The sequence below is a fragment of the Streptomyces sp. UC4497 genome (assembly GCF_054871485.1).
The window spans coordinates 115,860-138,683 of record NZ_JBTYHB010000020.1 but is presented as its reverse complement, the minus strand read 5'-3'; the positions used below and the strand labels follow the sequence as shown (position 1 = coordinate 138,683).

Here is a 22,824-nt window from a genome sequence, read left to right as displayed (position 1 = left end):
GCCTCAGCCACGGACTCCGGTCCGCCGCCTGCGCGCCAGGAAGACGGCGCCCGCGCCCGTCACCGCGAGGCCTGCCGCGATCGAGCCGAGCACCGTGGCGCCGAGGGACGGCGTACCGGTGTCGGCGAGATGGCCCCCGCCACCACCCGTACCTCCTCCGGTACCTCCGCCGCCGGACGCCCCGCCGTTGTCACCACCGCCGGACGGAGGTGCGGGGGTGGTGTCACTCGGGGAGGGAGTGGGTGTGGGCGTGGTCTCGCTGGGCGTGGGAGTGGGCGTGGTCGTCTCCGTCGGAGTGGGGGTCGGGGTCGGCGTGACGCCGGTCGGCGTCGGCGTCGGCGTCGGCGTGGGCGTGGGGGTGGGCGTGGGGGTGGGCGTGGGGGTGGGCGTGGGGTTGTACGGGTCGGAGCACACCGGCAGGTCGCCGACGAACGGGTAGGCGTGGAACTCCTCGCCCCCGCCGCCGGACGCCGTCGGGGACCCGTGGGTGAGTGAACCGGCCGTGTAGAGGCGGCCGTTGGTGCCGGACATGCTCACGGTCGTCATGCTCGACTGGTTGCCGACGAGGACGCTCCCCGAGAACTGGGTGCCGCCCGCGAGCTCCACGCTCGTCGCGTCGGGGAAGTTCCACAGCAGCCGGTCGCGCAGCTCGGCCGGGAGCATCGTCTCGTACGTGTTGATCTTCCGCGCGCTCCCGTAGAGGTTCACCAGCACGGTGGCCCCCGACGGGATGCCGTCGAACCGGAAACCCGAGGCGCCGCCGCCGGCGGAGACCATGTCGGCGTCGACGTCGAAGACCTGGATCGGGGAGCTGCCGTCGCCGGTGAAGACCGTGGCGTTGCCGTTGTTGACGGCGGTGCCGGTCGGGGCGCGGCGTACACCGCGGTCGTACGCGTAGCAGTGGCTGGCGTCGGTGAGGTCCTGCCGGATGCCCTGGTAGGGCGCGGCGGCGTCGGGGTCGTGAACGGACCGGCTCTCCACGGTGCCGTCGAGGGTGCCCCCGTACCGCGCGACACCGGTGGCCCCATCGGCCTCCACCGCGACGCGCTCCCCCGGGGCGACCGTCAGATCACCGCCGACGGTGAGGAAGTCGGTGCCGTCCGCGGGCGGCACGCGCGATCCCACGCCGGCGACGCCCACGTTGTAGAGCCCCGAGACGCCGGGGTCCTTGTCCTGGTCGTAATCGCCGAGGACGACGACCTTGCCCTCCGCCTCCGCGGAGCCACGGCGGACGAGGAAGTCCCCTCCGACGTAGACGTTGATGTTGTTGTCACGGCCGGTGGGGGTGTCGTTGTTCGTGTCCGGGTACGCGCCCGGGCAGTCGGGGCCCAGGCAGGGCCCGAGCCCGTCCGGCAGCGGATCGGCGTACGCGGGCCCGACGGCGGTCCCCACGAGGAGGACCGCGGAGGCGAGGGCCCCGGCCGGGAGCCGGGACTTTGACATGACAGTACGAATTGTTCCCATGGCCGAACTATGGGAACGGCCTTCCCGCCCTCCCGGGAGACACGCGCCCAGGGCTGCCGAGGGCACCCCGATCGGGGGTGCCCCGACCGGTAGGTGCCCCAGCCCGCGTCACCCGGCCCCGGTCAACGTCACCGGGCGAACGCCCGCCGGAGAGGGCCTACGCCCCCTTCAGCTCCTGTCGCTGTCGCCCGAGCCCGTCGATCTCCAGCTCCACCACGTCGCCCGCCCGCAGATACGGCTTCGGTTCGGGCTGGCCCATGGCGACGCCCGCCGGTGTGCCGGTGTTGATGACGTCGCCGGGGTACAGCGTCATGAACTGGCTTACGTAGCGCACCACTTCGGCCACCGGGAAGATCTGGTCGGCCGTCGTGCCGTTCTGCTTCAGCTCGCCGTTCACCCAGAGCCGCAGCCCCAGCGCCTGCGGGTCCGGGACCTCGTCGGCGGTCACGAGCCACGGGCCGAGCGGGTTGAACGTCTCGCAGTTCTTGCCCTTGTCCCAGGTGCCGCCGCGCTCGATCTGGAACTCGCGCTCGGACACGTCGTGCGCGACCGCGTACCCGGCGACGCACGCGAGGGCCGCCTCGTGGGACTCGACGTAGCGGGCCGTGCGGCCGATGACGATGGCCAGCTCGACCTCCCAGTCGGTCTTGACCGAGCCGCGCGGCACGAGCACCGTGTCGTCGGGCCCGACGACCGTGTCGGCCGCCTTGAAGAACACGACCGGCTCGGCGGGCGGCTCGGCGCCGGTCTCCGCCGCGTGGTCGTGGTAGTTCAGCCCGATGCACACGACCTTGCCGATACGGGCCACCGGCGGGCCGATCCGCAGCCCCGACGCGTCGAGGACGGGCAGCTCCCCGGCCGCGGCAGCGGCCCGTACGCGCTCGATCGCGGCGTCGTCGGCGAGCAGCGCCCCGTCGACGTCCGTGACGAGTTCCGACAGGTCGCGCAGGGTTCCCTCGGCGTCGAGCAGCGCGGGGCGCTCGGCTCCGGCGGGACCGACTCGCAGCAGCTTCATGGTGTAACTCCCTCTGCAGTAGGAGGAGCCTCCACGGCCCGGTGCGGCGTGCAGCCATCGGAGGACTGGTCGATCCTCCAAGGAGAACGTCCAGTCCGCAATACCCCGTTCACGGACTGGACCCGGGCCATCGCCGAGCGTTCAGAGCGCCGGCGCGGCCGCCGCCCCACCCGCGTACGGCATGTCCCGGTAGAGCACGGCCCGCTCGATCGAGCTCCACGTCGTCGACGTGACGACGTACAGCGCGGCGGCGAGCGGCACGAAGGCGACGGTGAAGAGGGTGAAGAAGGACATCAGCGGCATGAACTTGCCCATCGCCGCCATGCCCGGCACCTGCTGCTGATCGCCGTCCGGCTTGTTCTGCTGCGCCTGCGCCATCTGCCGCTTCGTCCGCCGGTAATTGAAGCTCGCGACGGTGGCGACGAGCGCGAACAACGCCACGTAGACGAGCCCCTGCTCCCCGAACAGCCCGCCGTGCGCGAGCGCGTCGTGGAACCGGCCGCCGAGCGGCGCCGCGCCGAGGGTGTGGCCGAGCAGCGCGTTGGGCTCGCCGCCGATGCTCCGGTTGGAGAACAGGTGGTAGAGCAGGAAGAACGCCGGCATCTGGAAGAGCATCGGCAGACAGCCGGTCAGCGGGGAGACCTTCTCCTCGCGGTGCAGCTCCATGATCGCCTTCTGCATCGCCTCGGGGCTGCTCTTGTGCTTCTTGCGCAGCTCGGCGATGCGCGGCTGGAGCTTGGCCCGTTCCCGCTGCCCACGGGCCGCGGCCCGCGACAGGGGGTGGACGAGGAGGCGTACGAACGCGGTGAACAGGACGATCGCCGCGGCCGTGGCCGAGGCACCCAACAGCGGCTGGAGGAGGTCGGCGAGATGCTCGACCAGACTGGCGAAAACGGACATGAACGACGACATGGGTGAGCCCTCCGGGGGTCTCGTCGTGCCTGAATCGGTGAGCGAAACGGCGTGACGGACCGCTGAACCGGAAGGTTCGAAGAGTTCGAAAGGTTCAGCAGGCCGTCGGGACGAGGCGTCCGGGTGCTCGGGGCCTGGGGCGGCCCGAGGCGTCGGGATCGCGCTGCGGCAGGAACGCGGTGCGCCGCTCGCGGTCGCGGATGGCGGTGCGGACGCGGGTGCGCGCCACGGCGGGCGCGGAGCGTGCGGCCAGGACGGCGCAGGCGGCGAGCGCGGAGCCCGCGGCGGCGGTCGCGGCGAGCGCGACGGCGCCGGCGAGGCTGCCGGTGTCGGCGAGCGCCGAACCGAGGAGGACGAAGAGCAGCAGGGCGACGGGCCGCAGCGTCATGGACCCGACGGACCCGCTGGTCGTGCGTGCCATGCGCCTGCCTCCTCCCGCCGCTCGTGCGTGCGTACGCGTCCTGCCAGTTATACAGGCTCGGTCACGACCGGCTGGAGGAGGCGTCGCGGTTCGAGCAGCGCCCGGCTCACCGGATCGGCGGGGTCCGGGTCGAGCGCGGCGCCGGGCAGCATCTCGACTTCCTCCGGTGGTACGAAGCCCCCGCAGGCCGGGCACTCCCCCATGACGCCGAGCGCGGTGCCGCACGCGGCGTGCCGGAACTCACGCGCCGGCAGGGTCCCCGGGATCGTCCGCCCCCACGCGCTGAGCGAGAGGAGTACCGGCCACAGCCCACGTCCGTGCGCGGTCACGACGTACTCGTCGCGCGGCGGCGACTCCTGGTAGCGGCGCTTCTCCAGGACCCCGGCCGCGGTGAGCGCCTGGAGCCGGGAGGCGAGGACGGCGCGCGGGATGCCGAGGTGGACGAGGAAGTCGTTGTAGCGCCGCACGCCGTAGAGGGCGTCGCGCACGACGAGGAGCGTCCAGCGTTCGCCGACGACCTCCAGCGCGCGGGCGGCCGAGCACTGCTGCGTCGCGTAGTCCTTGCCGAGAGCCATGACCCCACTGTAGCCACTTTTCCCGTTCAAGGTTCAGTGACCGAACCTACCGTGCTACGTTCATGAGGCCGGTAAGTTCATTCACTGAACCCATGACTGGATGAGTCCACCCATGCCACCCATGCCGCAGCAAGTACTCGTGCAGCCCCCGCAGACCTCTGCCCCCGCCCGGCCCGCCGCCACCCTCGCCGTCACGAGCGCGGCGACGGCGGTGGCGCTGATGACGTACGCGGCGCCGTCGATCACGCTCGCCGACACTGCCGCGTCCCTGCACACGGGCCTCTCGTCCCAGGCCTGGCTGCTGAACGGCACCCCGCTCGGCCTCGCCGCGCTGCTCCTGGTCGCGGGCAGCCTCGCCGACGACTACGGCCGCCGCCGCGCCTTCCTCCTCGGCACCTTCGCCCTCGGCCTCACGACAATCCTGGGCGCACTGGCCCCCACCACCCTCCTGTTCACCCTCGCCCGGGTCGCGCAGGGCGCCGCCTCGGCCGCGATCATCGCCGCGAGCCTGGGCCTGCTGGTGCACGCGTTCCCGACCCCAGCGGGCCGCATCAGGGCGACCGGCGTGTGGGGCGCGTTCGTCAGCGGCGGCATCGCGCTCGGCCCGGTGGTCGCGGGCTGGGTGGCCGGGCTCGCCGACTGGCGCTGGTCGTACGCGGTCCTGGGCGCGGCCGCGCTCCTCGTCGCGGCCCTCGCACCCCGCGCCCTGACCGAGTCCCGCTCACCCCGCGCCGGCCGCCCCGACCTGCCCGGCGCCCTCACGCTCGGCCTCGCCCTGGTCGCCCTCCTCGCCGCGCTCACACTCGGCCGCGACGGCTGGCTCCGCGCCCCCATCGGCGTACTCATGGCAGCAACTGCCGCACTCCTGACGGCATTTGTGACGATCGAGCGCCGCAGCACGAGCCCCATGCTGGACCTGTCGCTCCTTCGGCGCCCTCTCTTCCTCGCCGCCACGGCGGGCGGCCTGTTCACCGGACTGTCGGTCATCGCGCTCTTCAGCTACATCCCGACGCTCGTCCAGCACACGATGGGCGTGTCCCCGATGGGCACGGCCGGACTGTTCGTGGTCTGGTCCGGCACATCGTTCCTCGTCGCCCTTCAGGCGCGGCGCCTGGCGGGCCGGGTCTCCCCGCGCCACCAACTGGCCGTCGGCTTCGCCCTGCACGCGCTGGCCGTCGCCACGATGCTGGGCGCGGCGGGCTCCGGCCACTGGACGCGGCTGCTGCCCGGCCTCGTCGTCTCCGGCATCGGCAGCGGCCTCCTCAACGCCGCGCTCCCCCTCCTCGCCGTCGAGTCGGTCCCGGCCGGCCGCGCGGCGATGGGCTCGGGCGCCAACAACACGGCGCGGTACATCGGTTCGGCGGCGGGGGTGGCGCTGATGATCGCGGTGTCCACGTCCACGGGGACGTCGACGCACGCGCTGGCCGGCGGCACGAACGCGGCGCTGATCGCCTCCGGTGTGCTGGCCCTCGTAGCGGCGGGCCTGCTGCTCATCCTGCGGGAACGGAAGCCCGCTCCTCACTGATCGGATCCCGGGCCAGCACGTCCTCGTCCGGCCGCTCGTCCCGGTCCGCCGGGAACGCGTACGTCACCACCAGCGTCACGGCGAGATTGGCGGCGAGCGCGACGATCCCGGCGTTCACCCCGAACACCGGATCGTGCCCGCTGAACACGAGCCCGCACACGACCCCGACCCCCACCACGAGCCCACTCAGCGCACCCACCAGACTCAACCGCCGCCACACCAGGCCGACGAGCAGCATCGGGACGAGCTGCGCCATCCCCTCGTACGAGATGAGGGAGAGCCGTACGAGCGTGTTGGGCGCGGCGTACGTCAGCACGAGCGCGACCGACCCGGCGACGACGACCACGACCTGCGACCCGGCCTTCTGCGCCCGCGACGCGGCCTCCGAGGCCCCCCGCCACCGCGGCACGAGGGACATCACACTGCTCCCCCACATCGTCCCGATGACCAGCATGAACACGGCCATCGGCACGATCGACGACAACGCCGCCGCGACCCCGACGATCCCCACGACCCACGCGGGAAGCGAATCGACGACGAGCTTGAAGAGCGCGAGATTCGAGTCGGCCCCGGTGAGTCCCGGAACGACGAACAGAGCCGCCATCCCGAGCAGCATCGGGACGAACAGCAGGACGTTGTACGCGGGCAGCCACATGGCATTGCGCCGCAGCGCGTCGGCGTTCCGGGCGCCGAGATATCCGGCGACGGTGGTCGGGAAGATGACGACGGTGAGGGCGTTCAGGAAGGTCGTGGTGGCGAACCACCCTTCCCCGTAAGGCGATCCCCCGCTCCCCGGCAACGTCAGCCAGGCGCTCTTCTCCTCAACGAGCCGATCGAGGAAGGGCCCGTACCCGTCGAAGTAATGAAGAGGTACGTAGATGGCGAGGAAGGCGAGCGTGACGATGACGAGGAGGTCCTTCAGGACGGAAACCCAGGCACTCCCCCGCAGCCCACTCACCACCACGAAGACCGTGGTGACGGCGAAGCCGATGAAATAGGCCCAGTTGAGGCTGACGGCACCGTACGAGATCGTCGAGACGACGACGCCCATCCCGGTGATCTGCAACTGGATGTACGGGAGCAGGAACACGGTGACGAGGACGGCGACGGCGGCGCCGAGCCAGGGCCTGCGGTACCGGTGGGCGACCATGTCGGTGATGCTCACGAGCCCGTGCTGCCGCGCGTAGGACCACAACAACGGCCCGACGACGTACCCGATGGCGTACCCGCAGGACATGTAGGCGACGACATACAGAACAGGGGCGCCGTAGTTGTACCCCCACCCGGCGGCGCCGAGATACGAGAAGCTCGTGTACCCCTCGCCCGCCATCAGCACCCACACGAACACGGCCCCGAGCGACCGCCCGCCCACGGACCACTCGGCGAGCCCGCCTCCGCCGCCCTTTCCACGTACGGCGAGCAGCCCGAGGGCGACGGTGGCGACCATGAAGACGCCGAAGAGGGTGGTGGCGACGGCGGCGTTGCTCATGACCGGCCCCGCTTGAGCCGCTGGTCGCCGCGCCAGGTGAGCCAGGCGGCGAACGGGGTGACGAGCGTGGCCCCCAGCAGCCACACGAACAGGAACGGCAGCCCGAACACGACGGGTTCGACGCGGTTCACGAAGGGCAGCGCGCCGATGTAGAGCACGAAGGGGACGAGGAGCCAGAGCAGGTGGGGCCGTTTGATCACGAAACGGCAGCCTATCGGGGGTGTCTGGTTCTAACGGGGACGCATGGCGCTGAGCTTCCCCCACACCACAAGTCGGTACTTGGAGGTGAATTCGGGCGTACAGGTGGTGAGGGTGATGTAGTACCCGGGGTCGCCGTACCCGGCCCCCGGAACGACGCCACTGCGCGGCACGGGGTTGATCACTCCCCCGTCGCCGGCCGAGGTCTGGGCGAGCGTCTTGTCGACGACGTACGTGTACGAGGCGGTCTTCGTCCGGACGGTGAGGGTGTCGCCGCGCCGCAGCCGGTTGATGTAGCGGAACGGTTCGCCGTGCGTGTTCCGGTGCCCGGCGAGCGCGAAGTTCCCGGGGCGGCCGGGCTGGGCGGTGCCGGGGTAGTGGCCGACGTAGCCGTGATTGAGGACGTTCGCCTTGCTGATGCCCTGGGCGACGGGGGCGCGGAGGCCGAGGCGGGGGATGCCGAGGATGGCGTAGGCCTGGTCCCAGTTCGGCTGGGGCGGCGGCGCGGGCTTGGCGCGGTTGTCGTCCGGGGTGACGGAGGGGTCGTCGCTGGGGGTGTCGCTGGGCTCGACGGTCCCGGCGGCGGGCTCTGTCCGATCGGCGCTCCCGTCCGAGGGCGTCCCCCACTGCCGCTCAAGAGCCTGCACCTGCCGATCGGCGCCGGCCCTGGCCTGCCGATTCGTCCACCACAACTGGTGCACGACGAGCAGCAGCACGACGAGCCCGAGGGTGACGGCGACCTCGGCACCGTTCCACAGGACACGGCGGGCGGTGGACCTGCGGTACCGCCCTTGGGCGACGACAGCAGGCCGCCTATCGGTACGCAGACGTTGCATACGTTGCAGCAGCACGCGCGCAAGATAGATCGCGGGGCGTGAAGTCGCCAGGGGTAGGTCGGGGGGCGTGGGTGGGCGTCGCGGGTGGGCGAGACCCATCGGGTGGGAGCCACGGGTGTGCGAGCCCCATAGGGCGGGGAGCTGCGGGCGGAAGCCGTGGCTGCTCGGAACCCGCGGGTGCTCGGGACCCGTGGGTGGGCGAGACCCGATCGGGCGGGTCCCCGGCCAGGGATCCGGCAGTACGGTGTTGCCCATGCGCCCCGACACCCCTGCCACGCCCGCCGAGACCGACCGTGCGAACCATGTCGCGGAAGCCGAGCGCCTGGAGCGCACGGCGGCGATGTACCCGGAGGACGCGGAGCACCTGCTCCTCCAGGCCGCGGCCCACTACGAACTGGCCGAGGCCCGCGACCGCGCGACGACCCTCTACGACAACCTGCTGTCCGCCGAGGCCCCCCAGTCCCCCGCCCTGATCCGCGCACTCAAGGCAGCGAACCTCTGGGAGTACGGCCACGAGGCCGAGGCCCAGGCGATCATCACGGGAATCCGCACGGCGGCGCCGCGCGACCCGGCGCCCTGGGTAATCGTGGCGGAGTCCCTAGAAGCCCACGACGAACTCGAGCAGGCCCACGAGACGTTCACAGAGGCCCTCGACCTCCTGGTCCCGGACTCGGAACGCGAAGCGGGAGTCCCACTGGCGAAGCACCCCTTGCTCCTCGGCCGCCACCGTGTGCGCCGCATGCTCGGGGTGGAGCACGACACGTGGGACGCCCTCGCCGACCAGGCCAACCGCACGCCGGTCTCCCTCGACGAACTCCACGACCCGAAGCGCACCTGGGCGCTCGGCTCGGAGAACCCGGCGGAACTCCAGGCCGAAATCTCCCGCATCCGAGCGGAGTTGGGCTCGTACAGGGAGGCACTGTCCCGCCCCTTCCCGGTAGCGGTCTTGCACTGGCCATCACCGGAATACACCGAACTCCTGTCGGCGTACCCGACCCTGACCTCCGAATACCCCTCCTACGAGGCCCACTTGTCGTCGACGGAGGAATCCCTGAGGGAACTGACGGCATCGGGCACGGCCAACGTCGGCATCGTCACAGGCACAGTCCCCTCCTACGAGGCCTTCGCAGCCTCGGAGGGCTCCTCCCCGGAAGACGTCTCCCTCCTCCCCCAGTACGCGACAACCCTGGCAGCCCGGGGCCGCGCGGTCGCGTGGCCTCCGGCGAGTGGGGCGGGGTGCTGGTGTGGGTCGGGGGCGGCCTATGGGGAGTGCCATGGGAAGGGGCATAACTCCTAAGTCCAGGAAGCCTGTTAGAGCCGCTAGCTCCCGTTCGCCGTCACTTCTGTGCCCTCTTACTGCCGACCCACCAACAGTCTGCTGGGCACCTCAAGTAGCGCAGGGGGCGCGATTCCCTCTGCGAGGGACGCCCCCTGGCCTCGAACGCTTACCTATCCCCGGAACATGGACGACGCCAACGAGCTAGTCGTCCTGTTTCGCTCCGACGCCGAGCGGGTCAAGGAGCACTTCGCCGCCCCAGCGACACTGAAGGCCTGGCGCCGCGGCGGGATGATCGCAGCCAGTAATCAGGCGGCCTTTCACGGGAAGAGACCTCCTGGCGCCCCCGCCTCCCCACGACGGAGCGGCCCGACTCAGCGTCGAATTTGCCAGCGCGAGCAACTCAATCCGGCAACTTGTACGCTTCCGCCTCAAGGACGCTCGGCCTACCCATGGTCGCGATCGTGGACTGTACGGCCTAGGCCGCCGAAATCTCACTCAGCGGAAGACGGACCATGAGCCCATCGCTGGACCCCGGCTGGGAGCCCCCAGAGGGTTCTTGGGCGTCTTCTGCTGCCCGGCGCCGCAACATGCAGGCGATCCGAAGCCGGGACACCAAGCCGGAACAGGCCATCCGGCGACTCGTGCACGCGCAAGGCCTTCGCTACCGCGTCTCGGCCCGCCCTCTCCCAGACCTCCGGCGAACAGCGGACATGGTGTTCAGGCCGGTGAAAGTGGCCGTGTTCATCGATGGCTGCTACTGGCATGGGTGCCCGGAGCATTACGTACGACCCAAGACCAATGAGGGTTACTGGTCTAGCAAGGTGGCTGGAAATGTCTCCAGGGATCGGGACACGGACCAGCAGCTCCGGGCAGCCGGTTGGACCGTACTCCGGTTCTGGGAACACGAAGCAGCCGACGATTGCGCGCGCAAGGTCTGCGAAGTAGTGCGGTCACTGAAACCCTCAGGCGACAAATAGCGCATCGGCATTCCCATCCCACCCCTCCCACATGTCGCTTACTCTGGTTCCCCAAGAGCACAGAAGTCCCGCCTCGCTCAAGCGGGTTGGCCCATGCGCTCTGCATAGGACCATGGCTGACGTCCAGCCTGCAGAAGGGGTGGAGGCACCAACGGCATGTCGGTAGAGCGCACGAACCGCGATATCCAGACCCTCATAGCCCAGATCACAGCCGGGGAGATCATGCTCCCTGAGATCCAGCGGGGCTACGTTTGGAAGGCTTCGCAAGTAGCCAAACTCATGGAATCTCTGTACCGCGGCTATCCTGCTGGATCACTCCTGTTGTGGAAAACAGACGAGGCCGCCGAAACGCGCCCCGCAGCCATCGGGGCGACGCAGGAAACCCCAAACGTCATACCGCTCTACCTCCTTGACGGACAGCAGCGGCTCACGTCTCTGTACCGGGTGTTCACCGACCACCCTTCCACTCAGATCGTCTTTAACGTCGAGACGGAGACGTTCCAGAACCAGAGCAGCACTACGCGACAGAGTAAGAAGTGGGTCAAGGTATTCGACGTAGTCGGCCCGGACGCTGACACATTCGCGATCCAGGCTGACCTGCGCTCGGCTGGCCTCTCCATCGACGGCCCGGAGATCGGACGCAGGATCACCGCGCTCGCGAAGACCGCGCAGCGTGACTTCCACATGGAAATCCTCCATGACTTCTCATACGAGCAAGTCAGCGACATCTTTGTACGCGTCAACAGCGGTGGGCGCGCCCTGAAAACCACAGACCTTGCCATGGCAACGCTGTCGGCCAGGTCACCCGGGTTCCTGGGGCAACTGGAGGAGGAGTCAGCACGTTGGGTAGTTCGCGGATACCGTGCAGTCGATGTCAACTTCCTCATTAAGGCCCTTACCCTGAGTCTCTCCATCTCAGGCCGCCGCACATCGTCCGTCGCCAAGCTGACGACAGCCAGCAAGGAGTCCGTGGCCGAAGGGTGGGAGCGTGTAAAACGGGGCCTGGACCGCGTAGTCCCACTTCTGCAGGAGACGCTACTGCTGCCCAGCACGTCACTGATCACATCTATCAGCGCCTTGCATCCCTTGATCGTCTTCTACGGACGGCGAATGCCCCACGAGACCGTGCCTAAAGACGTGGGAAACGGTCTGCTGTACTGGTTTCTGGCGGCAATGGCTCGTAACCGCTACACCGGTGCCACCGATACAAACCTGACCCAGGACATCAACGCCCTGGACCACGAGGACCCTGTGCGTGCGCTCCTGGCAAACCTGCGACTGGACGAATCAGGCCTGACTGTGACAGCCAAGGACCTCGTCGACCGCAGCGTCCAGAGTCCCTATCTGATGCTCTCGTACCTGGCTGCGGCCCACGCCGGAGCCTGCGACTGGTGGGATGGGAGCAGCCTTGCAGATGCCACTGCTAGGTCCGACAAACTCCAGTACAGCAACCTCCATCCAGCCTCAAAGCTGCGCAGCCATCGCAATCGGTACAGCGCCTCTGAGATCAACGACCTAGCCAACATCGTCTTCGTCTCGAAGATCACAGAGAAGAACATGATTGGCAATCGCGCCCCGGCTGCCTACGTTCGCCACGTATCCCAGGGTGATCTCGCCGCACATGCTGTCCCAGCCGACCCCGTGACCCTGGAGGCGGACGGCTACCGCGAGTTCCTTTCCGCCCGCCGAGCGCTGCTGGCGGGGCAGATCATGTCCTTGCTCCGTCATTTTCGCCCTGCGTCCCTATCGTCGTCTGAGAACGGGGCCGACGCCTCCCGCGGCGACCAGCGCTCACTCAAGCTCGCTGGATACACAACAGGAAACCGCGCGCACCTAGTTGCTGAGGCAACCCTTGAGAACCGCACATGGACCGGGCTAATCGACCCAGTCGAACTGGGCGCTGCACTTGACGCCGCCGGCATGGGGCTCGACAGCGACGTCACAGTAGCGGGCGAAGCCGCACCCGTAATGGTGGACGAGGAGGGTGTGACTGTGCTGGTCGGCCCATTCCTTATACGAGGGGCTCTCGACCAGTGGCGCGCTACCCTGAAGAACGCATTCGAGGACCCACAACCGGCCGATGAGTGCCCAGAGTTCGATGCCGCGGTGTGGCCTGGCGAAGCCGAGGATTTCTTTTTGTCAGAGATCAGCATCCTATCGGCCTGAGCTTCGCCGCGAATACTTCTACCGGAGGCCGGGTGAGCCATGTGTGAGCATGTTGCCGCCCGGCCTCCAGGCCAAATACCGAGTCTGACGACACCCGCCCAATTGTGAAACAGGGTGTCGGGCGGAGCCCACCCGGCCTGTCAGCACTTCTGTGCAATATCAGCCTTGAGAATAGGAGCCAATCGCGGCACCCCGATCTCCAGAGCCTCCTCTGGCACCTCAAGGCGAGTCGACTCCCAACGCCCCAATCGAGAACGATCACTGGGTGCGACCGAAGCTATCCAAGACTTCAGCACCGTGGCCATCTGCTCCATTTCAAGGTCCGGACCGAGGAGCACAACCACCAATTCCCATTCCGGATCCCGACGCATTGTCTCGAATTCATTGCGGGACAGGTAGATCGTCCGACGGTTACGCTTCACTGTGGCCTTGGCTTCAATATGCACCGAGCAGTTCCCTGCGTGCACCCCAATGTCGTATCCGTAGCCGTCCGAGACCGCCGCAACGTGCTCTACAGTTCCGTCCACTGAGGCCGTAAGCCACTCAACGAGTGCTGCTTCGCCTGCGGCACCGATCTCCTCGCGGCGTGCCGTGTCAACCTTTCCCCACACAGCCCTGATCTCTGCGAACGCCTCGTCGTCCTCCAGGCCCAAGGCAGACGCCGCCCGAAGGGCATCATCAGGAAGCTCATCCGGATCCCGCACCAAAAGGTCCGCATCTGCAAACCACGCAGTGGTGCTCTCCGAGACTGCCGCTTTGAAGATGCGGCGGTGTGCTGAAGCGGAGCCGCTACGCAGATCCTCAAGGAGGCCAACAGAACCCAGCCAGCTGTACGCCGCCTCGTACTGCGTCGGAGTTATGTCACTGAAATCCTGGTGGCTTGTGAACAGCGCTCGGCAGCGCGCTGCGCCGGAGCGCGGCAGACGCTCCAGCCAGCGGGCAGCTGCGCGGAGAACAGGTTCAGGCGGCAGTGGCACGGAGATGCCCCATGAGCGCCTGGAGATCACGCAGGTCGAGGCCTCCGCCAATGGCAGGCTCTTCGTCGAGGTCCGCGAGTTCCTGGACTGCGGTGTCATCAAGGATGCGCCCCATGAACTGCAGCTTGTCACTGAGCCGTTGCTCTACGACCTCGTCGATGGTCCCCTCCGAAGCGAGCACCGTAATACGTGTCTCAGTGTCCGGGGCCAGGCCCAGTCGGTGGATTCGGTCGAGACTCTGGAGGAAACGCCCGGCGGCGAAATCCCGGTCGACGTAGACCGCGTCGTGGCAGTGGTGATGAAGGCTGATGCCTTCGCCCAAGGTTGCCGGGTTCGAAAGGAGCACCATGCAATCAGGGTCATTGCGGAACCGGTTGATCTGTTCCTCCCTGTCCTCCGTCCCCCCGTGGACCACGCTCGGCGAGAATCTGCCCAGCATGCGCTGCAAGGTGTTGAGACTGCGGATGAACGTCGACCAGACCAGGGTCTTCCGGCCCTTCGCCGCGTTCTCCGCGACGATGGCGAGCGTCTCCTGATATTTGGGCGACAGCTCATAGCTCGGCAGGTCGGCCATCAGCTCGAACAGCGGAGAATCCGGAGGAACCGCCAAAGGCGGAACCTGGTAGGCAAGCGGCTCGTGGCGCGTGGTGCCGACCGCGAGGAGCGCTGGGCTGGTCGCGGCCATGAGCATGTAGACGATGATCTTTCCGAGTGCCTGGAAGTCCCCCTCTGCCCCTGCAGCGCGTGCGGAAAAACGCCCGACAAGCGCGTCATAGACCTCCTTGTGAAGCGGAGGCAAGGGCACGGGGCGCAGTGTGGTCGTTACGGGAGGCAGGCCGAGCTCACCCTTAGTGGTGCGGGTGAAGAGGGGACGGAGGACCTGACTGGCCTTGGCGAGATCGCCTCCTGCCACCGCCTGGGTTACCTGCTGTCGGCCATGTCCGGGCCAGACGAACCCGAAGAGGTTCTCAAGATCTTTGACACCGTTCGGCGCGGGTGTCCCAGTGAGGATCAGACGGTGGCGCGCACGGGGCCCCAGAGCGAGGCAGGCAGCACCGTACTTCCCCTCTGCCCCCAGCTTCATCCTGTGTGCCTCGTCCAGAAGCAGCATCGACGGGCGGGCGGCGAGCCACTTGCCGAACCGGTCGGCGGATGCTTCCAATCGTTCATAGTTCACGATCAGGACATCGGCGGAGGGGTCTACGTCGCGCGAGAAGACGTCCATCCGCAGAGGGTGTGCGAAGCACTGCTCGTTCTCGTACAGCCACGATTCGTAGCAGGATTTCGGGCCGACGATCAACAGCCGCTCAGCGCCCCGGTCTCGGCGTAGAGCTTGGAAGATAGCCAAGCCCACGCGTGTCTTTCCTGCGCCGGGGACTGAGAAATTCGCGCCATGCCGGAGAGACAGCAGCTTGGCGATGTCCCTGCGCTGGAACGCGGTCAGTTCAGCCGTCCAGTCAGGGCCCAGCAGCTCATCGATCTCGCCGGGATCCACCTCCCCTGACTCATCTGCTGAAGGATCGAGCCTCTTCGCAACGACCTGGGCGTCCATCGCCGAGTCAGTGGCAAGCGCAGCGAGGGACTGGTCCCAGGTCACGGTCGCGGGCTCAGGCCAGGTCCCGAGCACAGCCAGGTTCGTAAGGAGGTCGTCAATCTCCACGTCCGTTGCCGTCGTTGAACGCTGGACGCTGCTCCGAAACCTCAACGCGAGACGCCGCAGATCGTCCTCGTGTCCGACTGCGGCCCTGAGCCGGGCCTGCGTCACGGTGTCCCCGAATCCGATCTCCAAGCTCGGCTGCGCTGCTCCAGGCGCCGTCACGAGGTCTCCCGTGTGGCGTCGAGCAGCCAGTTCACGCCGTCTCCGGGAGTGCTGAAGGTACGGCCTGCCTGCTTGGCAAGACGCATCAAGCTGCCGCGCAGCGTAAGGAGAGCGTCGTCGAACGCATCCTCGTCGAGGGCACGTTTCTGCTTAGCGTCGGCGAACTCTGCGGCGCACTGGTTCACGTAGTCCGCCGCATCGGTGAGGCGCTCAGGTACAGCGATCTGGCGTTTCTGCAGTTGAGCGTTCTGGCCGGCCATCTTCACAGCCTGGTCGAACGTACCGCGTGCCGCCTTGAGGAGCCCGTCTGCCGCGGCCGTCTCCGCGGCAGTGAGTGTGTCTCCCCCCTGCGCTGTCGCCTTCGCTTGAAGCAGTGCGTCGGTAAGCGCCCGGGCCGTCTTTACCTCGGCGCTTGCATCCGGTACCGCCACGCCGGGGAGGCCGGGGATGGCCACCGACGCCGATTCCTGCGCAGCAGGCTTGAGTTCACGGGGAAGCCGTTCATCGAGGTACCGGGCGTGGAAGTCAGCCTCCGCGAGGCGGACAGTAGTCTTGGGGTAGTTCAGAACCACCATCGCCAGCCGGGACTCCTTCAGCCGCTCTGCGGCATTCGGATCGGACTTGGCCAGCTTGGTGAAGTCGCGATGCAGTTCACGCAGCTTCTCCTGATGGTCCTCGAAGTCCACCAGCCGCAGCCCTACCCCTTGAGCGGTACTGCTCCGCTCGATGGCGTCATTGATCAACTGGTAGACCCATCGGTCCTGATGGAGCGTTGTCGTCTTGATGTTGAAGTCACGGGCTACGTCTTCTTCTCGCCGACCACTCGCCAGCTCCTCCTCGATCGCGATGAGGCGGTTGATGTACGAGTAGTCACGCCGCTTGTCCCGGCGCAGCTGGAGCGACAGCTCGACAGTGTTGATGTCCCGACGCGAGGTGTCAGGAGGCAGGACCCCCACTCGGATGTTCTTGATACCGATCTCGCGCATCGCAGCACAGCGAGTGTTCCCGTCCACGAGAATCCCGTTCGGGCTGATGATGCCGGGCTCCTTCTGCCCGAAGTCGTCAAGCTCGTCCATGAGCGCGGTGTAATCGGGGTCTACCTGGTCCGGATTGGCGGGACGCCGGCTGAGGAGGTACCGCAGGTAATCCTGCCCGCCCTCGCTCCACGGCTCTTCCACGAGGACTCGGTAGCGCTCGGGATCAAGAGTCATCTGAGCGCGGATCCGGTGGGTGTCCGGGTTGAAGTAGAGCATGTCGACCGGCATCGAGATGACGTGCAGATGCTTCTGCTCGCCTCGCCACTCGACCGTGATCTTGGCTCCTTCTTCGGCCATGGCTTGTCGCAGCCGCTCCTCCACGAGCGTGCGGATCTTCTCGCCCTCCGGGGGGACACCAAAGTTCACGGCCATGGTCTGCGCCTCCAAAACACCATCTGCAACTCGCTTCTCCATGCATGATTACAGGAGCCGCTTACGACACGTCTCGATGATCATTAAATCGGGGCCACGAAGGCCGCTGCCGCCTCAACCGGAGAACGGAGACCCCCGTGCCCATGCCAGCTTGGAACGACCCGGACCTCAAGGCGGGAACCATGGTCAGGGGTGCCCTTTGGCTCGTTCAAGTGGTCGGCGAAGGCAATACGTTCACCAAGGGGCAGGTCCGGGACGCGTTCCCTGGCGTCGCACAGGCCGACCGCCGGTTCCGCGACCTGAGGGACTACGGCTGGGTCATTCTCACCAGTTCCGAAGACGCCTCGCTCATGCAAGAGGATCAGCGCTTCGAGAAGGCGGGGGTAGCCGTGTGGGACCCAGTGGCCCGCCGCGCCGCCTCCCCCCAAAAAGGAATGTCGGCCAAGGAAAAGCAAGCCGTCATGGCTCGGGATGACTACATGTGCACCGTGTGTGGCATCACCGGCGGCGAAACGTACCTCGATGACTCCAACCAGTCAGCGGTCCTCTCTGTCATCAGGCGTGAGACCGTCCTTCCTGGTGGGAGGACCGAAAGCCAGGCAGTCACCGAGTGCAAGCGTTGTCACACCGGGTCTAAGGGTGTGGCCGTGCGGGCCGACGAAGTGCTGGCTGAAATAGAGGCACTCGAATCCGACGACCGGCGTCGCCTCGCACGGTGGGTCGAGCGTGGCCGACGAGGGTCCACTCCGCTGGAGCGGGCGTGGAACGCCTACAGGCGTCTGCCCGCCGAGGCTCGGGGCGAAGTGAGAGCCTGCATCGAGCCGTAGCCCTGCTCGAGAACACAACAAGCGGTGATGCTGGCGGTGACCAGAAGTACGAGAGGGTCACCGTAGACTTCACACTCTTACCCCGCTTCACCGAACGGAACGGCCGTCTATGGCCTCGGGTCTGCGGATATCGTGATGCACGCGGTGCCAGCAGGTTCCGGACACCGTTTGGCTGCAGGGGTTCCAGCGCAGCTGGGTCACCTCGCGCCGGATGGCCCGGCACGCTTGGAAGGAGATCACCATGTCCACATCGCCGCTCTCAGAGCAGCTCGAGGTCGTGGAGATCTGTGCTGGCGCTGGCGGGCAGTCCCTCGGACTGGAGCGGGCCGGGTTCCGGCACCGGCTGGCAGTCGAACTAGATGCGAACGCGGCTGCCACGCTGCGTAGCAATCTCGTATCTAATCTCGGTTACGGCCAGGACGAGGCCGACAGAACAGTCGTGGTAGGCGACGTAGCGGATACGCAGTGCTGGGACCCAGCCGCCCACCGCAATGTAGATCTGCTTGCTGGAGGAGTTCCGTGCCCTCCGTTCAGCATCGCCGGCAAGCAACTCGGGGCCACCGATGAGCGCGACCTTTTCGCGTGGGCCATCGAGTTGTGCGGCACTGTGCAGCCCAAGGCCCTCATGCTAGAGAACGTCCGAGGGCTCAGCGCCAACCGGTTCTCGGCGTATCGCCAGCACGTGCTCGACAGACTCGACAAGCTCGGCTATATCGGGGAATGGAAACTCCTTCACGCCAACAACTTCGGCGTCTCTCAGTTGCGCCCTCGGTTCGTCCTCGTGGCGCTCCAGAAGGACTTCGCTCCGTATTTCTACTGGCCCGAGCCGGACCCGGAGCCACCGCTGAGCGTGGGCGAGCTGCTTAAGGGCCTTATGAGCGAGAAGGGCTGGGAGACCGAGAAGGTCGAAGCGTGGGCCAAGCAGGCGAACGACATCGCACCCACCATCGTCGGAGGTTCGAAGAAGCACGGTGGCGCGGACCTCGGACCGACCCGCGCCAAGCGCGCCTGGGCCGCCCTGGGAGTCGACGCCATGGGCGTGGCGAACGACGCGCCGCGCGAGGGCTGGGAGCCGCCCGAGAACGTCCCTGGCCCAAAGTTGACTACCAAGATGGTCGCCCGGATCCAGGGCTGGACCGGCGGCGAGTTCGCTTGGGACTTCGAGGGCAAGAAGACCTCTGTCTACCGTCAGATCGGCAACGCGTTTCCTCCGCCGGTCGCCAAGGCAGTCGGCACCGCAATCCGCAAAGCACTCCTGAAGATCGGTGAACCGCGCGAACTTCTGGAGAACACTGACTCGGTCTTGGACCCCGTCTACAAGCTGCTCCGGGAGACTCCACGCCCAGTCAGCATCGACCAGATCATTACGAAGGTCGCCAAGACGCAGGGAAAGGTGATGGACGAGTCGGAGGTTGAGAGGCGCCTAAACCACCTCACCCACGACTTCGAAATCGAAACGACTGAGCGGTCCAATGGCGTGCTCGCCTACAGCCTTGGTGAGTTCAAGGCATTCGTAGGCCAACAAGGCCACAAGCGGCACGACTTGTTCGCCCAACACCGCTCGAAGATCAGCTGACCTTCGCAGCGAAGGCCGTAGGCGCACAGGTCCCACGGCCTTCAGTCAAACCGCCGCACACTCATCCAGATCCACGCCAAAGTCGGCAGCCAAGACCAACGCCAACCGCCGGTACGCCTGCGCTTCCCGTCGGCACCGGTCCTCGACCGCAGCCAGATACGGCCGCACCAGCGAGTTCTCGTCACCACTGATCGGTGAATCCAGACCGTATGGGGAACGGTGTGCTGGCAGGGGCAGCAGCTCCGTGGCCACTTCCGGCGTCGCCGCCAAGACCTCCGCGGGGCCCAGCGCTCCACCGCACCCCGCTCGTCGGCGCCCGGTCGCTGGCCCGACCAGTGCCCAAAGACGCCGGACAAGCGCCTGGGCCCCGCCCCTCACGCCGCCTCTCCCTCGTACCGCACCACCGCCTGATCCAGCAGGTCGTCCGGGTCGCACCCCCGGGCCACTGCCCAGTGCAGGAGGTCGGCGATCAGCTCGACGGCGGGCTGGGCGAGGCCGGTTGGGGCCTTCACCGCGAACAGGAGCGGGCGGCCCCGGCGGTCCTGGTACGCCTGAAGGGCGTCGTTGGCGCGCCGGATGCCGGAGGTGAACTGGTCTCCAGGAAGCCCCAGTTCGCACCAAACCACCTTGCCCGATGCCGTGAGCAGTGTGCCCCATTCCGCGACGAGCGCGGCGATCAGATGGAGCCCTCGGCCGCATTCCGCGCCGCACTCAGCCCCCGTAACCAGCGGAACCGCATGGCTCTGGTCGTGGACCTCAATACGGAGACGGTCGTCCCGTAGCGCAAGGAGCAGCGTGGCCGCGACGCCCGCTCCCACGTGGTGCAGGACGTTCGTCGCGAGTTCCGTCACGATGAGCTGGACCTCCTCCACGAAGGGCATTAGCGCCCAGCGTTCAAGCAGGCCGGCTACCTCCTGGCGCAGGCGTCGCATTTCCAGTGGGGCCGCCTCGAAGGGCAGCACATAACGGAGTTGGGGTTCAGAAGAGACGTTGTAGTCGGCCATAGCCGTACTCCCTCCCAGGCCACACAGCGCTGCGCCCGCCGCATCCATGCGACTGCGCTGCGTAGCGGTACGTTCACGAGCATGGCACAGAGAAGTCTCGCCGTGTAACTTCTCACGAGCATCGATCGAGTGAATCCGCTGGTACGCCAACTCCCCGCATGCCTAGCCTGATTGAGATCTCCGGGGCCCCCCGGGCTCATACGGGGAGGGAACCCCATGTCCGTCCGGACCACCACGCGCCGCCGACAGCTCGGCGCGATGATGCGGAAGCTGCGCGCCCGCAAGGGGCTCACCCTTGAGGAGGCCGGGAACCTGGTCGGCGTATCGAAAGCAACCGTCAGCCGATACGAGACTCAGGCTGGCCCTGTGAAGTGGCTGGTAGTGGATGCATTGTGCCGGGAGTACGACGCAACGGACTCCGAGCGTCAGGCAATCGTCGCGATCGCCAAGGATGCGAAACAGCAGGGCTGGTGGAGCTCCTTCACCGACTCCATCCCGGAGAGCATGAACCTGCTGCTCACCCTGGAGGACGAGGCCGTACGCGAAGACCACTTCTGCTCGGTCTACGTCCCTGGGCTGCTCCAGACCCGTGAGTACAGCACCGCCCTCCAGAAGGCCAACGAAGTGCGGCTCGCCCAGCCGGAGATCGAGCGCCTCGTGGACATCCGTATGAAGCGGCAGGCCATCCTCGACCGCCCCACCCCTCCGCACCTGTGGGCTGTCCTGGACGAGTCCGTGATCCGCCGTGTCGTCGGGTCTCCCGCAATCATGAAAGCGCAGCTCGATCGGCTCCTCGAAGCGGGCGAGTCGGCGAACATCACGCTGCAGATCTTGCCGTTCGCCAAAGGGGCGCACGGGGCGGCCCTGGGGAGCTTCGTCATCCTGGGAGCTGCGGAGTCTGCCCTCGACGTCGTGTACGTGGACATCCACACCGGCTCGCTCTTCCTGGAAAAGGAGGAGGAACTCACGCGCTACCGGCTTGCGTTCGAATACCTTCGCGCACAAGCGTTGGACATGGAGGCATCCGCCGCCGTGATCCAGAACGTACGCAAGGAGTTGTAATGCAAGGTGGGCCCGCGCTTCCAGCGGCTCGGACATGGTTCAAGTCGTCGTACAGCGGCGCCAATACGACTGAGTGCGTGGAAGCCTGCCCCGTCACCGGCGGAATGGCGATACGTGACTCCAAGGCCCCCGAAGGGAACGTGGCTACCTTCGGCGCCCGCCCCTGGGGTGACTTCCTGCTCTCCCTTCGGGGCTCCGGCCGGCCCCGCGGACCGCAGAGCGTGAGGTAGAACTCGCTTTCCGCCGTGGCGGGTTGACGAGGAAGGAAGGTGCCGGGCGGCACCGGGCCGACGCCAACGCCACCCGAATCTCCCCCGCCACCCCCTCCGCCCGCCCCCGCAGATCCTCCGCCGTGACGGACAGGACCGGGAGGCCCGCGGCGGCGAGGCGGTTGCGCTGGGACAAGGTGCGGCGCCAGGAGGCCGGGTCCAGGTGGTACTCGCGGGAGTCGACCTCCAGGGCCAGGCCCTCCGCCGGCCAGTACGCGTCCGGGCGGGCCAGGAAGGTACCCGTACGCGGGTCGTGGAGGTTTGGGTTCCAGAGGGGTTCCGGGAGGGCGTACGCGTGGATCAGCGCGCGGGCGTCCGCCTCCAGCGGTGAGTGCACCCCCGCCGCCACGTGCGCCGTCGCCCTCGCGACGTACGGGGCGTAGCGGCGATGGGACGCGCCGAGTTCGGCCAGGAGCGCCTCCGGTGTGCAGAAGCCGCGCTGCACCGCCTCCGCCAGGAGCGCCGTCACATCGCGTTCGCAGCTGAGGCCGGGAACCGCGTCCGCCACCGCCCGCGCGATCTCCGCGACCCCCACGCCCGCCAACGGGAAGTTCTCCGGCATACGGCGCGTCCGATGCACCCTCACGAACGACGCGCCACGCGCGCCCCCACCCCCGTACGGCACGAGTACGTCGATGTGGCGCAGCCGCTCCGGGCGCGGCGCCGACCGGAAGTTGTGCAGGGACAGTGCCGCGAGCCCGGTCAGCAGCGCGCGCTCACCCGCGTACAGGAGCGCCGCGCGCATGCGTTGGCGCGGGGTCGGCGTACCGGAGTGGAGGACGTGGACGCGCGGCAGCACGCGCTGCCACGGACCGCCGGGGCGGCAACGGTGGCTGGTCGTCGAGTCCGCGCAGCCCAGCGCCACCAGTTGGGCGCGGGTGAGGAGTTGGTCCTGGGTGAGGGCCAGGGGGTGGCGTGTCAGGGCCGCCATGGAGGGGGCGGTGGATGGGGCAGCGGAAGGGTGGTTCGTAAGGGGCTGGTTCACGCACTTCCTCCTCCCCTTCCCGCGCCCACTCTCACCCTC

21 protein-coding genes are annotated in these 22,824 nt (G+C 67.6%); 8 read left to right on the top strand and 13 right to left on the bottom strand.

Annotated features, from left to right (window positions below):
- Positions 1–3 precede the first annotated feature (3 nt).
- The 5 genes from ACYSUO_RS26125 to ACYSUO_RS26105 form a co-directional block, all read right to left on the bottom strand.
- Positions 4–1,443 carry a choice-of-anchor A family protein gene (locus tag ACYSUO_RS26125; protein WP_461778670.1) on the bottom strand — a complete coding sequence of 480 codons (1,440 nt, stop codon included), beginning with the start codon at positions 1,441–1,443 and terminating at the stop codon, positions 4–6.
- A gap of 178 nt (positions 1,444–1,621) precedes the next feature.
- Positions 1,622–2,479, bottom strand: a complete 858-nt coding sequence (locus tag ACYSUO_RS26120) for a fumarylacetoacetate hydrolase family protein (protein WP_461778669.1) — start codon at positions 2,477–2,479, stop codon at positions 1,622–1,624.
- A gap of 141 nt (positions 2,480–2,620) precedes the next feature.
- Positions 2,621–3,391: a YidC/Oxa1 family membrane protein insertase gene (locus ACYSUO_RS26115; protein WP_461778668.1), complete on the bottom strand. Its 771-nt coding sequence runs from the start codon at positions 3,389–3,391 to the stop codon at positions 2,621–2,623.
- A gap of 94 nt (positions 3,392–3,485) precedes the next feature.
- Positions 3,486–3,812: a DUF6412 domain-containing protein gene (locus ACYSUO_RS26110; RefSeq protein WP_461778667.1), complete on the bottom strand. Its 327-nt coding sequence runs from the start codon at positions 3,810–3,812 to the stop codon at positions 3,486–3,488.
- Between the two features lie 47 nt (positions 3,813–3,859).
- Complete coding sequence (locus ACYSUO_RS26105; protein WP_461778666.1) at positions 3,860–4,387, bottom strand: winged helix-turn-helix transcriptional regulator; 528 nt, start codon at positions 4,385–4,387, stop codon at positions 3,860–3,862.
- A gap of 121 nt (positions 4,388–4,508) precedes the next feature.
- Here ACYSUO_RS26105 and ACYSUO_RS26100 point away from each other — a divergent pair, with 121 nt between their 5' ends.
- Positions 4,509–5,912: an MFS transporter gene (locus ACYSUO_RS26100; protein ID WP_461778665.1), complete on the top strand. Its 1,404-nt coding sequence runs from the start codon at positions 4,509–4,511 to the stop codon at positions 5,910–5,912.
- On the opposite strand, the gene ACYSUO_RS26095 is transcribed toward ACYSUO_RS26100, so the two are convergent.
- The 3 genes from ACYSUO_RS26095 to ACYSUO_RS26085 are packed head-to-tail and all read right to left on the bottom strand — an operon-like array spanning position 5,878 to position 8,435.
- The gene (locus tag ACYSUO_RS26095) at positions 5,878–7,401 is read right to left on the bottom strand and encodes a sodium:solute symporter family protein (RefSeq protein WP_461778664.1); all 1,524 of its coding nucleotides are present in this window, start codon (positions 7,399–7,401) and stop codon (positions 5,878–5,880) included. The two genes, ACYSUO_RS26100 and ACYSUO_RS26095, sit on opposite strands and share 35 nt — an antisense overlap.
- Positions 7,398–7,601, bottom strand: a complete 204-nt coding sequence (locus ACYSUO_RS26090) for a DUF3311 domain-containing protein (protein WP_426903408.1) — start codon at positions 7,599–7,601, stop codon at positions 7,398–7,400. Before ACYSUO_RS26090 ends, ACYSUO_RS26095 begins: the two co-directional genes overlap by 4 nt.
- A 30-nt stretch (positions 7,602–7,631) precedes the next feature.
- A complete protein-coding gene (locus ACYSUO_RS26085; RefSeq protein WP_461778687.1) occupies positions 7,632–8,435 on the bottom strand; it encodes a class E sortase in 804 nt (267 codons plus the stop codon).
- A 253-nt stretch (positions 8,436–8,688) separates the two neighbouring features.
- On the opposite strand from ACYSUO_RS26085, the gene ACYSUO_RS26080 reads away from it, so the two are divergent.
- From ACYSUO_RS26080 to ACYSUO_RS26070, 3 genes are all read left to right on the top strand, one after another.
- Positions 8,689–9,732, top strand: coding sequence for a hypothetical protein (locus ACYSUO_RS26080; protein WP_461778663.1), 1,044 nt, complete (start codon positions 8,689–8,691; stop codon positions 9,730–9,732).
- A 494-nt stretch (positions 9,733–10,226) separates the two neighbouring features.
- Positions 10,227–10,691 carry a very short patch repair endonuclease gene (locus ACYSUO_RS26075; protein WP_461778662.1) on the top strand — a complete coding sequence of 155 codons (465 nt, stop codon included), beginning with the start codon at positions 10,227–10,229 and terminating at the stop codon, positions 10,689–10,691.
- 156 nt (positions 10,692–10,847) lie between these two features.
- Positions 10,848–12,857 carry a GmrSD restriction endonuclease domain-containing protein gene (locus ACYSUO_RS26070; RefSeq protein ID WP_461778661.1) on the top strand — a complete coding sequence of 670 codons (2,010 nt, stop codon included), beginning with the start codon at positions 10,848–10,850 and terminating at the stop codon, positions 12,855–12,857.
- A gap of 140 nt (positions 12,858–12,997) precedes the next feature.
- Here the strand turns inward: ACYSUO_RS26070 and ACYSUO_RS26065 are convergent, their stop codons facing one another.
- From ACYSUO_RS26065 to ACYSUO_RS26055, 3 genes are read right to left on the bottom strand one after another with little or no spacing between them, the layout of a single operon-like run.
- Positions 12,998–13,834: a protein NO VEIN domain-containing protein gene (locus ACYSUO_RS26065; protein WP_461778660.1), complete on the bottom strand. Its 837-nt coding sequence runs from the start codon at positions 13,832–13,834 to the stop codon at positions 12,998–13,000.
- Positions 13,818–15,623 carry a DEAD/DEAH box helicase gene (locus tag ACYSUO_RS26060; protein ID WP_461778659.1) on the bottom strand — a complete coding sequence of 602 codons (1,806 nt, stop codon included), beginning with the start codon at positions 15,621–15,623 and terminating at the stop codon, positions 13,818–13,820. Before ACYSUO_RS26060 ends, ACYSUO_RS26065 begins: the two co-directional genes overlap by 17 nt.
- Before the next feature lie 26 nt (positions 15,624–15,649).
- A complete protein-coding gene (locus ACYSUO_RS26055) occupies positions 15,650–17,104 on the bottom strand; it encodes a ParB N-terminal domain-containing protein (RefSeq protein WP_461778658.1) in 1,455 nt (484 codons plus the stop codon).
- Positions 17,105–17,205: 101 nt separating this feature from the next.
- Between ACYSUO_RS26055 and ACYSUO_RS26050 the strand changes: the two genes are divergently transcribed.
- Together ACYSUO_RS26050 and ACYSUO_RS26045 are read left to right on the top strand one after the other, a co-directional pair.
- Positions 17,206–17,889 (top strand): hypothetical protein, encoded by a 684-nt coding sequence (locus tag ACYSUO_RS26050; RefSeq protein ID WP_461778657.1) that lies wholly within the window; start codon positions 17,206–17,208, stop codon positions 17,887–17,889.
- Between the two features lie 241 nt (positions 17,890–18,130).
- Positions 18,131–19,465 (top strand): DNA cytosine methyltransferase, encoded by a 1,335-nt coding sequence (locus tag ACYSUO_RS26045; RefSeq protein WP_461778656.1) that lies wholly within the window; start codon positions 18,131–18,133, stop codon positions 19,463–19,465.
- A gap of 374 nt (positions 19,466–19,839) precedes the next feature.
- On the opposite strand, the gene ACYSUO_RS26040 is transcribed toward ACYSUO_RS26045, so the two are convergent.
- A complete protein-coding gene (locus tag ACYSUO_RS26040; protein WP_461778655.1) occupies positions 19,840–20,469 on the bottom strand; it encodes an ATP-binding protein in 630 nt (209 codons plus the stop codon).
- Positions 20,470–20,685: 216 nt separating this feature from the next.
- Between ACYSUO_RS26040 and ACYSUO_RS26035 the strand changes: the two genes are divergently transcribed.
- Together ACYSUO_RS26035 and ACYSUO_RS26030 are read left to right on the top strand one after the other, a co-directional pair.
- Positions 20,686–21,531 (top strand): helix-turn-helix domain-containing protein, encoded by an 846-nt coding sequence (locus ACYSUO_RS26035; protein WP_461778654.1) that lies wholly within the window; start codon positions 20,686–20,688, stop codon positions 21,529–21,531.
- Positions 21,531–21,761 carry a DUF397 domain-containing protein gene (locus ACYSUO_RS26030; RefSeq protein ID WP_461778653.1) on the top strand — a complete coding sequence of 77 codons (231 nt, stop codon included), beginning with the start codon at positions 21,531–21,533 and terminating at the stop codon, positions 21,759–21,761. Before ACYSUO_RS26035 ends, ACYSUO_RS26030 begins: the two co-directional genes overlap by 1 nt.
- Here the strand turns inward: ACYSUO_RS26030 and ACYSUO_RS26025 are convergent.
- Positions 21,676–22,731: a hypothetical protein gene (locus ACYSUO_RS26025; protein ID WP_461778652.1), complete on the bottom strand. Its 1,056-nt coding sequence runs from the start codon at positions 22,729–22,731 to the stop codon at positions 21,676–21,678. The two genes, ACYSUO_RS26030 and ACYSUO_RS26025, sit on opposite strands and share 86 nt — an antisense overlap.
- Between the last annotated feature and the right edge of the window lie 93 nt (positions 22,732–22,824).

Coding starts and splice junctions, on each gene's coding strand:
- ACYSUO_RS26125 (WP_461778670.1), bottom strand. CDS start 1,443: ATGTCAAAGTCCCGGCTCCCGGCCGGGGCCCTCGCCTCCGCGGTCCTC.
- ACYSUO_RS26120 (WP_461778669.1), bottom strand. CDS start 2,479: ATGAAGCTGCTGCGAGTCGGTCCCGCCGGAGCCGAGCGCCCCGCGCTG.
- ACYSUO_RS26115 (WP_461778668.1), bottom strand. CDS start 3,391: ATGTCGTCGTTCATGTCCGTTTTCGCCAGTCTGGTCGAGCATCTCGCC.
- ACYSUO_RS26110 (WP_461778667.1), bottom strand. CDS start 3,812: ATGGCACGCACGACCAGCGGGTCCGTCGGGTCCATGACGCTGCGGCCC.
- ACYSUO_RS26105 (WP_461778666.1), bottom strand. CDS start 4,387: ATGGCTCTCGGCAAGGACTACGCGACGCAGCAGTGCTCGGCCGCCCGC.
- ACYSUO_RS26100 (WP_461778665.1), top strand. CDS start 4,509: ATGCCGCAGCAAGTACTCGTGCAGCCCCCGCAGACCTCTGCCCCCGCC.
- ACYSUO_RS26095 (WP_461778664.1), bottom strand. CDS start 7,401: ATGAGCAACGCCGCCGTCGCCACCACCCTCTTCGGCGTCTTCATGGTC.
- ACYSUO_RS26085 (WP_461778687.1), bottom strand. CDS start 8,435: ATGCAACGTCTGCGTACCGATAGGCGGCCTGCTGTCGTCGCCCAAGGG.
- ACYSUO_RS26080 (WP_461778663.1), top strand. CDS start 8,689: ATGCGCCCCGACACCCCTGCCACGCCCGCCGAGACCGACCGTGCGAAC.
- ACYSUO_RS26075 (WP_461778662.1), top strand. CDS start 10,227: ATGAGCCCATCGCTGGACCCCGGCTGGGAGCCCCCAGAGGGTTCTTGG.
- ACYSUO_RS26070 (WP_461778661.1), top strand. CDS start 10,848: ATGTCGGTAGAGCGCACGAACCGCGATATCCAGACCCTCATAGCCCAG.
- ACYSUO_RS26055 (WP_461778658.1), bottom strand. CDS start 17,104: ATGGAGAAGCGAGTTGCAGATGGTGTTTTGGAGGCGCAGACCATGGCC.
- ACYSUO_RS26050 (WP_461778657.1), top strand. CDS start 17,206: ATGCCAGCTTGGAACGACCCGGACCTCAAGGCGGGAACCATGGTCAGG.
- ACYSUO_RS26045 (WP_461778656.1), top strand. CDS start 18,131: ATGTCCACATCGCCGCTCTCAGAGCAGCTCGAGGTCGTGGAGATCTGT.
- ACYSUO_RS26040 (WP_461778655.1), bottom strand. CDS start 20,469: ATGGCCGACTACAACGTCTCTTCTGAACCCCAACTCCGTTATGTGCTG.
- ACYSUO_RS26035 (WP_461778654.1), top strand. CDS start 20,686: ATGTCCGTCCGGACCACCACGCGCCGCCGACAGCTCGGCGCGATGATG.
- ACYSUO_RS26030 (WP_461778653.1), top strand. CDS start 21,531: ATGCAAGGTGGGCCCGCGCTTCCAGCGGCTCGGACATGGTTCAAGTCG.
- ACYSUO_RS26025 (WP_461778652.1), bottom strand. CDS start 22,731: ATGGCGGCCCTGACACGCCACCCCCTGGCCCTCACCCAGGACCAACTC.